Origin of the sequence: Nonomuraea solani (assembly GCF_900108335.1) — a bacterium.
Lineage (GTDB): Bacteria > Actinomycetota > Actinomycetes > Streptosporangiales > Streptosporangiaceae > Nonomuraea > Nonomuraea solani.
The window spans coordinates 353563-368314 of record NZ_FNVT01000003.1; the positions used below are offsets into that span (position 1 = coordinate 353563).

The 14752-nt window shown below is 69.1% G+C and carries 13 protein-coding genes; 6 read left to right on the top strand and 7 right to left on the bottom strand.

Annotation, left to right across the window (positions count from 1 at the left end; genetic code table 11):
- Both C4V41_RS12695 and C4V41_RS12700 read left to right on the top strand, forming a co-directional pair.
- On the top strand, positions 1-455 hold a 455-nt coding region (locus C4V41_RS12695; protein ID WP_160150290.1), incomplete at its 5' end, for an EamA family transporter.
- A complete protein-coding gene (locus C4V41_RS12700; protein WP_103956027.1) occupies positions 443-1423 on the top strand; it encodes an aldo/keto reductase in 981 nt (326 codons plus the stop codon). The genes C4V41_RS12695 and C4V41_RS12700, both read left to right, overlap by 13 nt.
- A 275-nt stretch (positions 1424-1698) precedes the next feature.
- Here C4V41_RS12700 and C4V41_RS12705 read toward each other — a convergent pair whose 3' ends face one another.
- From C4V41_RS12705 to glgX, 4 genes are all read right to left on the bottom strand, one after another.
- The gene (locus tag C4V41_RS12705; RefSeq protein WP_103956028.1) at positions 1699-2679 is read right to left on the bottom strand and encodes a hypothetical protein; all 981 of its coding nucleotides are present in this window, start codon (positions 2677-2679) and stop codon (positions 1699-1701) included.
- A gap of 305 nt (positions 2680-2984) precedes the next feature.
- A complete protein-coding gene (treZ, locus tag C4V41_RS12710; RefSeq protein ID WP_103956029.1) occupies positions 2985-4694 on the bottom strand; it encodes a malto-oligosyltrehalose trehalohydrolase in 1710 nt (569 codons plus the stop codon).
- Complete coding sequence (gene treY, locus C4V41_RS12715) at positions 4684-6816, bottom strand: malto-oligosyltrehalose synthase (protein ID WP_103956030.1); 2133 nt, start codon at positions 6814-6816, stop codon at positions 4684-4686. The genes treZ and treY overlap by 11 nt, the downstream gene beginning before the upstream one ends.
- Entirely contained in the window at positions 6809-8902 is a 2094-nt protein-coding gene (glgX, locus tag C4V41_RS12720) for a glycogen debranching protein GlgX (RefSeq protein ID WP_103956031.1), read from the bottom strand. Before glgX ends, treY begins: the two co-directional genes overlap by 8 nt.
- 206 nt (positions 8903-9108) lie before the next feature.
- Between glgX and mscL the strand changes: the two genes are divergently transcribed.
- Genes mscL through pip form a run of 3 tightly spaced genes read left to right on the top strand, consistent with a single transcriptional unit; the run spans position 9109 to position 11107 of the window.
- Complete coding sequence (gene mscL / locus C4V41_RS12725; RefSeq protein ID WP_103956032.1) at positions 9109-9528, top strand: large conductance mechanosensitive channel protein MscL; 420 nt, start codon at positions 9109-9111, stop codon at positions 9526-9528.
- Positions 9529-9569: 41 nt separating this feature from the next.
- Positions 9570-10145: a hypothetical protein gene (locus tag C4V41_RS12730; RefSeq protein ID WP_235030088.1), complete on the top strand. Its 576-nt coding sequence runs from the start codon at positions 9570-9572 to the stop codon at positions 10143-10145.
- Positions 10142-11107, top strand: a complete 966-nt coding sequence (gene pip, locus C4V41_RS12735) for a prolyl aminopeptidase (RefSeq protein WP_103956033.1) — start codon at positions 10142-10144, stop codon at positions 11105-11107. Before C4V41_RS12730 ends, pip begins: the two co-directional genes overlap by 4 nt.
- On the opposite strand, the gene C4V41_RS12740 is transcribed toward pip, so the two are convergent.
- Positions 11038-11682 carry a phosphatase PAP2 family protein gene (locus C4V41_RS12740; protein ID WP_103956034.1) on the bottom strand — a complete coding sequence of 215 codons (645 nt, stop codon included), beginning with the start codon at positions 11680-11682 and terminating at the stop codon, positions 11038-11040. The genes pip and C4V41_RS12740 overlap by 70 nt on opposite strands.
- A 153-nt stretch (positions 11683-11835) precedes the next feature.
- Here C4V41_RS12740 and C4V41_RS12745 point away from each other — a divergent pair, with 153 nt between their 5' ends.
- Positions 11836-12630, top strand: coding sequence for a universal stress protein (locus C4V41_RS12745; protein WP_235030089.1), 795 nt, complete (start codon positions 11836-11838; stop codon positions 12628-12630).
- A gap of 11 nt (positions 12631-12641) precedes the next feature.
- Here C4V41_RS12745 and C4V41_RS12750 read toward each other — a convergent pair whose 3' ends face one another.
- A complete protein-coding gene (locus C4V41_RS12750) occupies positions 12642-13760 on the bottom strand; it encodes a glycosyltransferase (protein ID WP_103956035.1) in 1119 nt (372 codons plus the stop codon).
- Positions 13757-14731, bottom strand: a complete 975-nt coding sequence (locus C4V41_RS12755) for a glucosyl-3-phosphoglycerate synthase (protein ID WP_200823930.1) — start codon at positions 14729-14731, stop codon at positions 13757-13759. The genes C4V41_RS12750 and C4V41_RS12755 overlap by 4 nt, the downstream gene beginning before the upstream one ends.
- Positions 14732-14752 lie beyond the last annotated feature (21 nt).

Genomic DNA, 14752 nt, shown 5'->3' on the forward strand with positions numbered 1-14752 from the left:
ATGCCCACGATGCCCACGATGCACACGATGCCCACGATGCCCACGATGGCCGTGACACCCTAGGCGGCCGAGGTGGGCTCGATCGCATCGATGGCATCGACGGGCTGGCTGTGGCCATGCTTGTGGCCTGTGTGTTCGTCGTACCGGTCGGGGTCTGGCAGGTCGCCCCTGCGGTGATCGACCCGGTCACGCTCGCTGCGGGGGCCGGGGTCGGGATCTGTTCGTCGGTGATCCCGTACGTGTGCGACCAGCTCGCCATGGCACGTATGGCGCGCGCCACGTACGCGCTGCTGGTGGCATTGCTGCCCGCCACGGCCACGGTGATCGGTGTCGTGGTGCTGCGGCAGTTGCCCTCACTCTCCGAACTCGCCGGTATCGGGCTGGTGGTGCTCGCGGTCGGGCTCCATCGCTCGCAAGAAGGCTCACAGAAAGGCATGAAGCAATGCGATATGTGAACTTGGGCTCGTCCGGGCTGCGGGTCTCCCGGATCTGCCTGGGCATGATGACGTACGGCGATCCGGGTTCCTCGGCGTGGATGCTGCGCGAGGACGCCGCCGAGCCGATCGTCCGGCGTGCCGTCGAGGCCGGGGTGACGTTCTTCGACACCGCCGATATGTACTCGAAGGGTGCGAGCGAGGAGATCACTGGACGACTGCTCGCCAAGCTCTTCGGTCGCCGCGACGACTACGTTCTCGCCACGAAGGTCTACTTCCCGATGGGGCCGGGCCCGAACGACCGTGGGCTGGGCCGCAAACATGTGATGGCCGCCATCGACGCCTCCCTCACCCGGCTCGGAACCGATCATGTCGATCTGTACCAGATCCACCGCTGGGACCCCGAGACGCCGATCGAGGAGACCATGGAGGCCCTGCACGACGTGGTACGGGCCGGCAAGGCGCGGTATGTCGGAGCCTCCAGCATGTACGCCTGGCAGTTCGCCAAGGCGCAGCACATCGCTCAGGCGGCCGGTTGGACCAGGTTCGTGTCGATGCAGAACCACTACAACCTGGTGTACCGGGAGGAGGAGCGGGAGATGCTGCCGCTCTGCCTGGACCAGGGGGTGGGCGTCATCCCGTGGAGCCCTCTGGCGCGCGGCCTGCTCACCGGCAGCCGCCACCGCGACGGCCGGCACCGTACGGTCCGCTCCGGCAGCGACTCCCTGGCCGACACCATGTACGAGGACACTGACTTCGATGTCGTGGATGTGGTGTGCGCGATCGCCGAAGAACGCGGTCTGCCGCCGGCGCAGATCGCGCTCGCGTGGCTGCTCGGGCGAGCCGGGGTGAGCGCGCCGATCGTCGGGGCGAGCAAGGTGGGTCAGTTGGAGGACGCGGTGGCGGCGGTGGGGGTCACGCTGAGCGAAGAGGAAACGACCCGCCTGGAGGCCCCATACCGGCCGCACCCGGTAATCGGACACTTCTGACCGCGCCCGGGTCCGAAATTGGAGTGGGTTCGAGGCCGGGCTGGGACTGAGTTCAGAGCTGAGGCCAGCTTCGGGCTAGGTTCGGGGCTGGGGCCGGATTCAAGGCCAGGCTCGGGACGCAGGTCGGGACCAAGGCCCGGAGCCGGGGACCCTGAAGCCCGAAACCCCGGGGGCCAAAACCCGGGGCCCAAAGTCCGCAGGCCCGAGGTCCGCAAGCCCGAGGTCCCGGGGTGGGGCTGGAAGCTGAGGTCCGGGGGTTCGGGGTGGGGTGGTTGTTAGGCGGCGAGGGCTCGGGCTGGGTCCAGGGGGCGGCTTTCGGCCAGGGTGAGTGGGGTTTGGTCGACTGCTTGGGTTGCGCACAGCCAGTCGTTGAGGGAGCCGGTGAAGCCCGATGGTGGGCCGACCTTGAGGCAGGTGATCTGGCCTGTGCCTGGGGCGGGGCCTACCTTGAGGCGGCGGATGCTGCCTGTGCGGCCCAGGTCGCCCGTGTCCGTGTCGTATGGAGTCAGGTGGACGCCGAAGGGGAGGCCGCCGTCGGGCTGGTCCGAGGGCTGGATCTGGAGGTAGTCGTCGATCTTGCGTTCGGTGGCTTCCGGGTGGGTGGCGAGGTAGGAGAGGTGATCCGTCACCAGGCGGGTGGCCACTGTGCGCAGGAGGTTCGTGGCGCACAGGTTGTGGGCGCAGGCGGCGCCGTCGAGGGTGATCTCCGGGAGGGCGAAGCGGTGCAGGCCGCGGGAGGTTACGCGGAGGCAGGCGCACACGCCCGTGTCGGCCGGGTCCCAGGGTGGGCAGGTGGCGGCGTCGTGGACCTGGACGTCCCAGGCCAGCCAGTCGTCGGTGAGGCGGAAGTCCGCGGGCTCCCCGGCGCATCTGCCGCAGGTGAGGATGGTCGCGGCGGTCATGGGGTCGATCAGGAGGCCGTCGCACTCCCTGGCTAGTGCCCTGGCCGTGGCGCGGGTCAGTTGGACGGCGGCTGGGAGGCGGTGCGGGGGTGCGGTGGAGGAGATCACGATGTGTTGCTTCGTACGGCGTAGGCGGCGTCTCTCGTCGTCCGTGAGGGTGGTGCCGGGTTGTTTCCAGGGGGTGGGGTGGTGGGTGGCGGTCAGCAGGCCCTTGTCGGCCGCGCTGATCACGGCCTTTCTGTACGGGCCACCGACGCGCCAGGGCACGAACGAGTCGAGGTCGAAGGGGAGATGTTCCATGGCGACGATGAAGAGGGTGGTGAGGGTGGCGGGCAAAGGGATGGTGATCTTCATGGGAAAGTGCCTCCAAGTGAGTCGTCAGGTTGAGCAGTCCTGAGGGAGGCACTCAGGATGTGTGATGGTGCGGGTTGCTGGAGGGGTGGAACGGGGTTCTGTGGATGGGGAGAGGGAGGGGGCGTCCCTCTGTGGATAACTGCTCGACGGGTAACCGCCCCCTGGGCAACAGCCTGTGGAGGATGTCCTTGGGCAGGCAGTTACCTATAGACCACGGCCGGGAAACCGACCGGGAAGATGCCGGTCGGGCAGAGCGGCAGACGGCCGTGAGGGTGCTGGTCGGGCAGGGGTGTGAGGGTGGTTGGTCAGGTGGGGCGGCAGATGGCCATGGATTGGGCCGGGAGGCGGAGGCCGTCCTCGACCGCCGTTACCGGATCGTCCGAGGCCAGGAGGACCGTTCCCGGCGACAGTGGCAGCGTCACCGACTCCAGCGAGAAGTTCACCGTCACCGCCAGCGTCCCCCGCCACACCAGCAGCCACTTCCCCAGCGGATCCACCTCCACCCGCACCCGGTCCAGGCGCGGGTCCGACAGTTCGGGCAGGGCCTTGCGGAGGGCGATCAGGTCGCGGTACCAGCACAGCAGTGACCAGTGCGCCTCATCCTTCAGCTCGCTCCAGTCCAGCTTCGAGCGTACGAAGGTCTCCTCCTCCGACGGATTCGGCGCCTCCCATACGTACCCGAACCCGTCGAACTCCCGCTCCCGCCGCACCCCCTCGCTCTCCCGCAGCTCCGTCTCCACGTGATCGGAGAAGAACAGGAACGGCGTCCGCGCCCCCCACTCCTCCCCCATGAACAACATCGGCGTGAACGCCGAGGTCAGCAGCAACCCGGCGCCCAGTTTGAGTGAGACGATCGGGAGCCGGTCGCCCGCCGGGCGGTTGCCGATCTGGTCGTGGTTCTGCAGGCAGGCCACCAGCCGGTGGCCGGGCACCCCGGCGAACGAGCGCCCGTGCCGGCGGCCGCGGAAGCTGGAGTAGGTGCCGTCGTGCAGCACGCCGTTGGTCAGCACCTTGGCCAGCGCGGTGAGCTGCGCGAAGTCCTGGTAGTAGCCGTGGCTCTCGCCGCTGACGGCGCAGTGCAGAGCATGGTGTACGTCGTCGTCCCACTGCGCGGTCATGCCCAGCCCGCCGGCGTCGAGAGGACGTACCATGCGCGGGTCGTTGAGGTCGGACTCGGCGATCAGGGACAGCGGCCGCCCGACCGAGCACGCCAGCGCGTCGACCTCCTCCGACAGCTCGGCCAGCAGGTGGGTGGCGCGCTTGTCGTGCAGCGCGTGCACGGCGTCCAGCCGCAGCCCATCGATGTGGAAGTCGCGCAGCCACTGCACGGCGTTGCCGATGAAGTACCGCCGCACCTCGTCGGAGTCCGGTCCGTCCAAATTGACGGCATCGCCCCAATAACTGCCCTTAAATCCGGAAAAATAGGGGCCGAACGGGTGCAGGAAGTTCCCCGACGGCCCCAGATGGTTGTAGACCACGTCCAGGATGACCCCGATCCCGGCCCGATGACACGCGTCCACGAACGACTTGAGCCCGTCAGGCCCTCCATAAGTCTCGTTCACCGCGTACAGATCGACCCCGTCATACCCCCAGTTCCGCCCCCCGGGCACCGGCGCGACCGGCATGACCTCCACGAAGTCGACGCACAGCTCGACCAGGTGCGGCAGCCGCTCGATGGCCGCCGCGAACGTCCCCTCCGTCGTGAACGTCCCCACGTGCAGCTCGTAGATCACGCCCCCACGCAGGTCCCGCCCCTTCCAGTCGTGGTCCGACCAGGTGAAACGAGCGTGCTCGTACACCATGCTGGGCCCGAAGACCCCCTCGGGCTGCCGCCGCGACCGCGGATCCGGGTACGGCCCGTCGCCGTCGACCACGTACGCGTACGAGGAGCCGTGCCCGGCCCCCTCCACCTCGCCCGACCACCAGCCCCCCTCGCCGGGCGACATCGCCCGCCGCTCCCCCGAGACGAGTACCTCGACGAGCGTGGCCTTCGGTGCCCAGACCTCAAAGATCATGTCGCTCCAGGAGTGAGACCGGATACTGACCGAGCAGGTGCGCGAGCGGGATCCGCCCGGTGTGGGAGGCACCGGTGATCAGGTCGCGCCAGGTCCCCGAAGGCAGGGTGAGCGTCGTGCCGCCCCACCCGGAGGCGGCCAGCCGCACGGGCAGCCGGGTCGCGACGGCGACCGCCTGCGGCCGCTCCCCGCGGGCGAAGGCGATCACGTGCTCCGCCGCCTCCCCTTCCGCGGCCAGCGGCGTGTACGGCGCCGCGCCCCCGAGCCGTCGCCGCAGCCGCAGCGCCTGGGTCGTCACCAGCAGCTTGGCCGCGTCCCATGAGGTCTCGGGCTTGCGCGGGTAGGTCACGGGCCGGCGGTTGTCCGGGTCGACCAGCGAGAAGTCCGTGGTCTCGTTCCCCTGGTAGACGTCCGGCACCCCCGGCATCATGAGCTGCACGAGCTTGGCCCCGAGCGAGTTCGACTGCGCGAAGGGGTCGATCCGCTCGGTGAACCCGCCGATCGGCAGCCGCACGGCGGCCGCCGCGAACTCCCGCAACCGCCGCTCATAGGACGGATCCGGATTTATCCAAGAAATGGCGGTCTTAGCCTCCCGAGCGGCCTTCAACAGATAGTCCGTGAACCGCTCGGCCGAGATCGGCCACGCCGCCATCAGGTTCTGCCAGGCCAGGTAGTCGAGGTGCGGATCGAAGCTCACCTGCGCCGACCACTCCGCCACCGCCGCCGCCCACTCCCCGGGGATCTCCGACAGCACCGACAGCCGCGCCCGCACGTCCTCGGAGCGCTTGGTGTCGTGCGTGGACAGCGTGGTCATCGTGTACGGTGCCATCTCCGCGCAGAACTCGTGGAACTCCGCCACCCCCACCCCGAACACGTCCGGCTCCCCGCCCACCTCGTTGAGGCACGCCAGTGGGAACCACCGGTACAGCGCCGTGTCCTCGACCCCCTTGGCCATCACGGGCCCGCAGGTCTGCTGGAAACGCACGATCGTCTCGGCGGAGCCGTACAGGACCTTGCGGACCAGCGGCTGCACGTCCGGCGAGCAGGACTCGGCGGCCAGCTCGACGATCTCCACCGACTCGGGCGGCGGCCGCTCCCCCGGCACCACGTACGCGCGATAGACCGGCATCGCGGCGAGCAGCTCCCGCACGGCCTCGGGAGACCACGAGGCGGCCCTGGCCAGCCGGTCCACCTCGGCCCCGAAGAACAGGTCGAGCACCTCCCGCTTGGCCTGCGCCATCACCGGCCGGTAGTCGGACGGCTGCCCCGTCATGTCCGCAAAAATCTGGATCAGTGGTTGCTTGCCGGCCGGATCCACGAACAGGCCGTTGACCCGGTTGAGCACCTCATAACCGCTGGTCCCGTCGCACGCCCAGTCGCCCGGCAACCGCTCGGAACCGATGAGGATCTTCTCCACCACCGTCCACGCGCCCCCCGTGCGGTCGCGCAGCCGGTCAAGGTAGCCGCGCGGATCGGCGAGCCCGTCGGGATGATCGACCCGCAGCCCGTCGACCAGCCCCTCGTCGAGCAGCCAGAAGATCACCTCGTGCGTGGCGAACAGCACCGCCGGATCCTCGACCCGCAACCCGATCAGCGACGACACGTCGAAGAAGCGCCGGTAGCCGGGCCCCTTACGCCAGTCGACCAGCCGATAGTGCCCGGGATGAGGGTAGGCGTGCTCGTGGTAGCGCAGCACGTCGCCGTCGACCACCGGCTCGGTGTCGTCGCCCAGCACGGGCAGCGCCACCTTCCCGTCGGCGGACCAGTCGATGTCGAACCAGCTCGCGTACGGCGAGTCGGGCCCCTCCTTCAGCACCGACCAGAACTGCGCGTTCACCGTGTTCATGTGGTTGGGCACGATGTCCACCACGATGCCCAGATCCTGGGCGGCGAGCTGCTGGGCCATCTCCCTGAACCCCGTGGCCCCGCCGAACTCCTCCCTGATCCTGGAGTGGTCGGTGACGTCGTAGCCGTGCCACGACCCGGGCGTGGCCTGCAGGATCGGCGAGAGGTAGACGTGGCTCACGCCGAGGTCGCGCAGGTAGCCGGCGATCTCGGCCACCTGGGCGAAGCCGAAGTCCGGGGTGAGCTGCACCCGGTAGGTCGAGATGGGCCTAGACACGGCGCAGCACCCGTACGCTGCGGCCCGGCACCGCGATGGCTTCGCCCGCCTTGCACATCCGCGCGTCGAGCCTGATCGGCATCGCCGTGTCGATCTCCGTGTGCCACATCTCGCCGTAGTCCTGGGGGATCGTGAACTTGATCGTCTCGTAGTGGGCGTTGAACAGCAGCAGGAACGAGTCGTCCCTGATCGGCCGGCCGCGCCGGTCGGGCTCGGTGATGGCGTCGCCGTTGAGGAAGACGGCCAGCGACTTGGCGTATCCCACGTTCCAGTCGCCGTCGTTCATCTCCTCCCCGGACGGGGTGAGCCAGGCGATGTCGTTCAGCCCGCGTACCGGCTTGCCGTAGAAGAAGCGCCTGCGCCGGAAGACCGGATGTCGTTTGCGCAGCTCGGCCAGGCTCTGGGTGAACTCCAGCAGCAGCCAGTTCTCCCGGACGTCCGACCAGTCCACCCAGGTCAGGTCGTTGTCCTGGCAGTAGCCGTTGTTGTTGCCCCGCTGGGTGCGGCCCAGCTCGTCGCCGTGCGAGAGCATCGGCACGCCCTGCGACAGGAACAGCGTGGTGAGGAAGTTGCGTTTCTGCTGCTCGCGCAGCGACTCGATGGCGATGCCCGCCGGGCCCTCCTCGCCGCAGTTCCAGGACCTGTTGTCGTCGGTGCCGTCGCGGTTGCTCTCCTTGTTGGCCTCGTTGTGCTTGCCGTTGTACGAGACCAGGTCCTGCAGGGTGAACCCGTCGTGGCAGGTCACGAAGTTGATCGAGGCGGCGGGACGGCGGCTGTCGTCCTTGTACAGGTCGCTCGACCCGGTGAACCTGGACCCGAACTCGGGCAGCGTCGCCGCCTGCCCCCGCCACAGGTCGCGGATCGTGTCGCGGTAGCGCCCGTTCCACTCCGTCCACCGCGACGGGAAGTTCCCGACCTGGTAGCCGCCAGGACCCACGTCCCACGGCTCGGCGATCAGCTTGACCTGCGACAACACCGGGTCCTGCTGCACCAGGTCGAAGAACGCGCTCAGCCGGTCGACCTCGTGCAGCTCACGCGCGAGCGTCGAGGCCAGGTCGAACCGGAACCCGTCCACGTGCATCTCGATGACCCAGTAGCGGAGCGAGTCCATGATCATCTGAAGGACGTGCGGGGAGCGCATGAGCAGGCTGTTGCCGGTGCCCGTGGTGTCCACGTAGTAGCGCTTGTCGTTCTCGACCAGCCGGTAGTAGTTGACGTTGTCGATGCCCCTGAACCCGAGCGTCGGCCCCAGGTGGTTGCCCTCGGCGGTGTGGTTGTAGACGACGTCGAGGATGACCTCGATGCCCGCCTCGTGCAGCGAGCGCACCATCGCCTTGAACTCCAGCACCTGCCCGCCGCGCTGCCCCTGACTGGAGTAGCGGTTGTGCGGCGCGAAGAACCCGATCGAGTTGTAGCCCCAGTAGTTGGACAGGCCGCGCTGCTCCAGGATGTGGTCGGTGACGAACTGGTGCACCGGCATCAGCTCCAGCGCCGTCACACCCAGCCTGGTGAGGTGGTCGAGGATCTCGGGGTGGCCGAGCGCCGCGTACGTGCCGCGCAGGTGCTCCGGGATCTTGGGGTGGCCGATCGTCAGCCCCCGCACGTGGGCCTCGTAGATCACGGTGTCGTGGTACGGCGTCGCGGGCGGCCGGTCATGCCCCCAGCCGAAGAACGGGTTGATCACGATCGAGCGCGGGACGTAGGGGGCTGAGTCGTGATCGTTCCTGGTGTCCGGATGGCCGAAGCGGTAGCCGTATACCGCCTCGTTCCAGTTCACACCCCCTTCGATGGCCATCGCGTACGGGTCGAGCAGCAGCTTGGCCGGGTTGCTCCGCATCCCGTGCGCGGGATCGTAGGCCCCGTGGACGCGGTAGCCGTAGCGCTGACCCGGGTTGATCCCCGGCAGGTAGCCGTGCCAGATGAACCCGTCCACCTCCGTCAGCGGCACCCGCGTCTCGACGCTCTTGTCATCGAACAGGCACAGCTCGACCAGGTCGGCGACCTCGGTGTAGAGCGAGAAGTTGGTGCCGGCGCCGTCATAGGTCGCCCCGAGCGGATAGGGGTCTCCCGGCCAGACTTCGATCATCGAGGCTCCCTTGCGGTCTCTCCCCATGTTCTGTTCCCCCGCCTCACCCGACAAGCCCGAGCCCTGTCGATCACTCTGTTCATTCCCTGGCGGCCCTGGTCAAACAGGGTGAACCGCCCCCGGCGGCGCGGTACCGGAGGCGATCCACGCATTCAGCATGCTCCTGATCCGTTTGCGGGCGCCGTTCCGGGCTACATGCGGTTGTCATGGGTGGTTTCAAGCAGTTCTTACTCCGGGGCAACATCGTCGAACTGGCCGTGGCGGTGATCATCGGTGCCACGTTCAGCGGCCTGATCCAGGCGCTGGTCACCGACCTCATCACGCCGCTGATCGGCGCGATCACCGGCGGGCGGCAGCCGGACTTCGCCCAATACTCGTTCACGATCAACGGCAGCCGCTTCAAGTACGGCGACTTCCTCAACCATCTGCTCAGCTTCCTGATCGTCTCGGCCGTGGTCTACTGGCTGGTCGTGACGCCGATGACCCGGCTGATCAGCCTGTTCGAACGGGACAAGGCGACTACCACGAAGCAGTGCCCCGAATGCCTGTCCGACATTCCCACCGAGGCGCGCCGGTGCGCGAACTGCACCGTCGAGCTGGTGCCGAATTCGGAAAAACCCAGGTAGTAGCGTGCGCGGCAGCGGTACGGGTCCGTCAAGATGGACCGATGAGCGTTGAGTTGATGGTCTGGGACGAGCCGGTGCCGATCAGCGGGGACCAGGCGCGCGCGACGTACCTGGCGGTCAAGCGGACCGAGCCGGGCGGCGACGACCTGCCCGACGTCGCCAAGGAGCTGCCGGGGGAGGTCACGCTCTATCCGGGCCACGTGCTGGTCACGATGGACCTCGACACGATGGACGAGACCTCCGCGCAGGTGTTCACCATCGCCAGGGCCCACGGCCTCGTCTGTTACGACCCCCAGCGCGACCTGGTGCACAACGTCGCTCCGCTGGGGGTCTACGAGGGCATGCAGCTCCACACGGGCGACGGCCTGATCGTCAACGACCCCGACCTGGGCCTGGTCCACGACGTGCTGGCCACGCTGTCGCCGCAGAACCCGTTCGCGGCCCTGGTCAACTTCGGCCGCCACTTCCTGCAGGTGTCGCCCGGCTACGAGCTGGAATACAAGGAGGGCGCGCTGGTCAGAGCCATGGTGCCGGAGCTGGCGGAGGTGCGGCGGAGCTTCCACGAGTACGCCACGGGTGAGCGCGCGTTCCTGAACCGCTATGAATGGGGTTCATGAAAACCCTGTATCCGCCCATCGACCCCTATGACTCCGGCCTGCTCGACGTGGGTGACGGAAACCGGATCTACTACGAGGTCTGTGGCAACCCCGACGGCAAGCCGGCCGTCATGCTGCACGGCGGTCCCGGCGGCGGGTGCAGCGCCAAGCACCGCCGCCAGTGGAACCCCGAGCTCTACCGCATCGTCCTGTTCGACCAGCGCAACTGCGGCCGGAGCCTGCCGCACGCCTCCGACCCCGCCACCGACCTGAGCGCCAACACCACCTGGCACCTGGTGGCCGACATGGAGCGGCTGCGCGAGCACCTGGGCATCGACCGGTGGCAGGTGTTCGGGGGGTCGTGGGGCAGCGCGCTGGCGCTCGCGTACGCGCAGACGCACCCGGACCGGACGACCGAGCTGGTGCTGCGCGGCATCTTCACGCTGCGGCCCCAGGAGCTGCGCTGGTTCTACCAGGAGGGCACCGCGCAGCTCTTCCCTGACCTGTGGGAGCGCTACATCGCCCCGATCCCGGAGGAGGAGCGCGGCGACCTGATCGCGGCCTTCCGCAGGCGGCTGGAGGGGCCGGACGACGACGCCCGGCTGGCGGCGGCCAGGGCGTGGGCCCAGTGGGAGGGCGGCACGGTCACGCTGCGGCCCGATCCCGCGCTGGTCGCGGAGTTCGGTGAGGAGAAGATGGCCATCTCCTTCGCCAGGATCGAGAACCACTACTTCACCCATAGCGGCTGGTTCGAGCCCGAGCAGCTCATCAGGGACGTGGACAAGATCCGGCACATCCCGGCGGTGATCGTGCAGGGCCGCTACGACGTCTGTACGCCCATGGCCACGGCCTGGGCCCTGCACAAGGCGTGGCCCGAGGCCGAGTTCCACGTGGTGGACGACGCCGGGCACGCCTACTCCGAGCCGGGGATCCTGGACCGGCTCATTGGGGCGACAGACGGCTGGGGTGGATCCGCGGCGTAGCGAGGAGATCCACCTCGGCCCGCCGAGCGGAGCTCGGCCAAATAGGCACGGGCGAGGCGCACGGCAGGGGTGACGGCGCCCACCACCAGCAGGGCGAACAGCGGGGCGAGCGCCGTACCGAGGAGGAAGCCCGCGGCCACGTCGTGCGGGTAGTGCACGCCGACGAACACCCGCGAGAACGCCATGACCAGCGCCAGCGGGAACACCACCCAGGCCAGCGAGCGCCAGACCAGCACCAGCGTGGCCGCCGCGCCCGCCGCGATCACCGAGTGGTTGCTGGGAAAAGACCAGTCCTCCGGGGGCGGGCAGACGGCGATCGTCGTGATCCCGCCCCGGCACGGCCGGTCCTCCCTGATGAGGAGCTTGACGACCTCGCTCACGACGTACGCCATCACGATGCCGGCCGGCCCCGCGATCACCAGCGCCAAATCGCGGGCCGGCGCCCGCCACGCTCGCAGCCCGGCCACCACGAAGAGCGCCGCGAACACGAATAACCCCGCGTCCGTGCCCACTTCGGCGAAGGTGTGCAGCCAACCGGGCGTGGCCAGGGCAAAGCCGACGATGTCCTGATACAAGGGTGTCCAATCGATGAATGTGCGATGGACACGACCTTACGAACAGAAGTCGTCAAGTGCCCCCATGATAGGGCGAAAAGTCGTGAAATCCTCGGAACCCGCGGGCCGCGGGTGTCCGCGTATGAGCAGCTCGGAGCGGGTAAGAGGGCATGCGTGATCGGTGCGCACGTGATCGTCGGCTACAACAGTGCCCCGGGCGGGCGCGACGCCCTCGCCCTGGGCGCCGCGATCACGCGCGTGACCGGCGGCGAGCTCACGGTGGCCACCATCTACCCGCCGGGCAGCCCCGGCCTGGCCGTGGAGGCGCAGGCCAACCTGGCGCACGCGGGCGAGGAGCTGGGGGCGGCGCCGGCCGAATATCTCACGTTCGAGAGCCGGGGCACCGGGCGCGGGCTGTCGCTCCTGGCCGGCCGGATCAGGGCCGACCTGATCGTGGTCGGCTCGGCGACCGGCGGGCAGAGCGGGCGCATCACGATCGGCTCCACCTCCGACCACCTGCTGCACCTGGCGTCGGAGGCGGTCATGCTGGCGCCGGCGCACTACGAGCCGCCTGAGAAGCCGGCCCGGCTCACGCTGGCCTACGTGCATCGGCCGGAGTGCGACGCGGCGGTCGAGCGGGTGGCGCAGGCGACGCTGCGGCTGGGCGTGCCGCTCCGGCTGATCACGCTCGACCTGCGCACGGACGACCAGGGCAAACTTAGAGACGATCTCGCGCTGGCCGTCCGGCTGGCCTGGGAGACGACCGGGATCGAGGCGGAGTCGGAGGTGGCCGAGGGCCACGACGCGGCGGCCGCCCTGGCGGACGTCGAATGGCTCCCGGGAGAGCTACTGGTGTGCGCGGCCAGCGAGGACGCCCAGCCGCACCGGGTGTTCCTCGGCGAGCTGGCCATGAAGGTGCTCCGGGCGTCCTCCTGCCCCGTCACGGTGCTCCCCCGGGGCTTCTCCTGAGCGGCCAGCGGCTAACGGCTTCCGGCGACCTTCTCGTACAGCTCCAGGTAGCGCTCGGCCATGACTGCGGGTGAGAAGCGGCGGCGGGCCTCGCGGCGGCACTCCTCCGGGTCGATCTCGTCGGTCCGCAGGACGTACTCCGCCAGCTCCTCCTCGGTGTCGGCGAGGAAGCCCGTGCGGCCGTGTTCGATGATCTCCGGCAGGCAGCCGCGCCGCAGGCCCACGGGCGGCACGCCGAGTGCCAGGGCTTCGACCACGGCGGTGCCGCCGGGCTCGTCCCACTGGATGGGGAAGAGGGCGGCGCGGGCCGTGGCGTACAGGCGGTCTCTCTCTTCGCCGCCCACCGCCCCGACCCACCTGACCAGCTCGCCGTCCAGATAGCGGGACACCTGGTCCAGGTGGTAGCGCACGTCCGGGTGGCTGTGCAGCGGATGGTAGGGGTTCTGGGCCACGTCGTCCAGCTCGACGACGGTGTTGCGGCCGCTCACCGGGCCGGCCAGCACCAGCGGCAGGCCGAGCTTCTGGCAGATCCTGGCCGCCACGTGCTGGCCCTTGAACCCGCAGATCCGGCCCATCACCACCAGATGCTCACCGCGTTCCGGCCGCAGGTCGCGGTCGGCGAGCGGGGTGGCCAGGTGGACGGCGCCGAGCGCGGCCGCGCGCAGGGCCGCGGGAGCGCGGGCGAGCTGCGACTCCGAGACGCCGTTGACCGCGACCGACGGCGGGAAAGCCCCGTAGAAGGCCGGATGTTTGTGCAGGTCCCAGTGCAGGGTGTGCAGGACGGGCGGCCCGCCGCAGGCCGACAGCACCGCCGGGCCAACCACCTCGACGTGGTCGTGCACGAGGTCGATGTCGTCGCGGTCGCGCAGCTCGGCCACGACTCTGGCGAGGTGGGCGTGCGTGATGCCCATGACCTGGTTGTACGGCTTCTGCAGCTCCGAGAACTGACCCTCGTCATAAACGCTGATCAGCTCGTCCACCTCCAGCGTGCTGGCGCCGACGGAGGCCAGCACGACCTGTACGCCACGCTCGCGCAGCGCGGGCACCAGCGTGGCCACCACGTTCTCGATCCCGCCGTAGCCGGCGGGCGGGACCGTGAGCCACGGCCCCGCGTTCACCAGGACTTTCATGCCAGATCCTCCTGAAGCACAAGGGAGGCGAGCGGAGGTCGCTCCGCCACGGCCACGTCCACCAGGCCCGCCTGACCTTCCAGCCCGAACTGCAGCAGCGTGTGCGCCGGCGGCTCCGACGCCAGCACGCGGCCCTGGCGTTCCAGGCGGGACCAGGCGGTGTGCATGATCTGCCCGGCCATCCGGCCGAGCGCGGTCATCGACTGGTGGGTGTGGGTGCGATGGCCGAGGTCCACCTGGGCCATCGCGTCCAGCCCGACGAGCTGGAGCAGGTCGACGAGGAGCCCGAACTCCACGCCGTACTCGGTGGCGAAAGGCAACTGTTCGAGGATCTCCCGCCGGGCGGCGTACTCACCGCCGAGCGGCTGGGCGAAGCCGGCCAGTTCCGGCCAGAACATATTGAGCAGCGGCCTGGCCACCAGCTCGGTCACACGTCCACCGCCGCCTTGCTGGGTGGAGCCGTCCGCGCCGATGTACGGCCGTTCGTAGGTCGCCTTGACGAAGTGGATGTCGCTGTCCACCAGGAGCGGGCCCACCAGCCCCGACACGTAGTGCGCGCCGAAACTGCGCAGGTCGGCGTCGATGAACACGACGATGTCGCCGCCGGAGGCCGCCACTCCCTTCCAGAGCGCCTCCCCCTTGCCCGTCAGCGGCGGAAGGTGCGGCAGCACCTGGTTCTGGGCCACCACCCGGGCGCCGGCCTCGCGTGCCCGTTCGGCGGTGGCGTCGGTGGAGTTGGAGTCGACGACGAGGATCTCATCGACGAGCGGGGTCCGCTCGACGAGGTCCCTGCGGATCACAGAGACGATATCGCCCACCGTGCTCTCCTCGTCACGAGCAGGCAGAATCACGCTTATCGTGCGATTTCCCTTGGCCATCATTAACGCGTCCACCGGCCACTCGGCTGCGGTGCTCGAGTGCGGGCCGTACCATTCCTGGACCCTGGCCAAGGCGTGCACATCTCTCTCCATGCAGTCAGCCCCGATCTCATG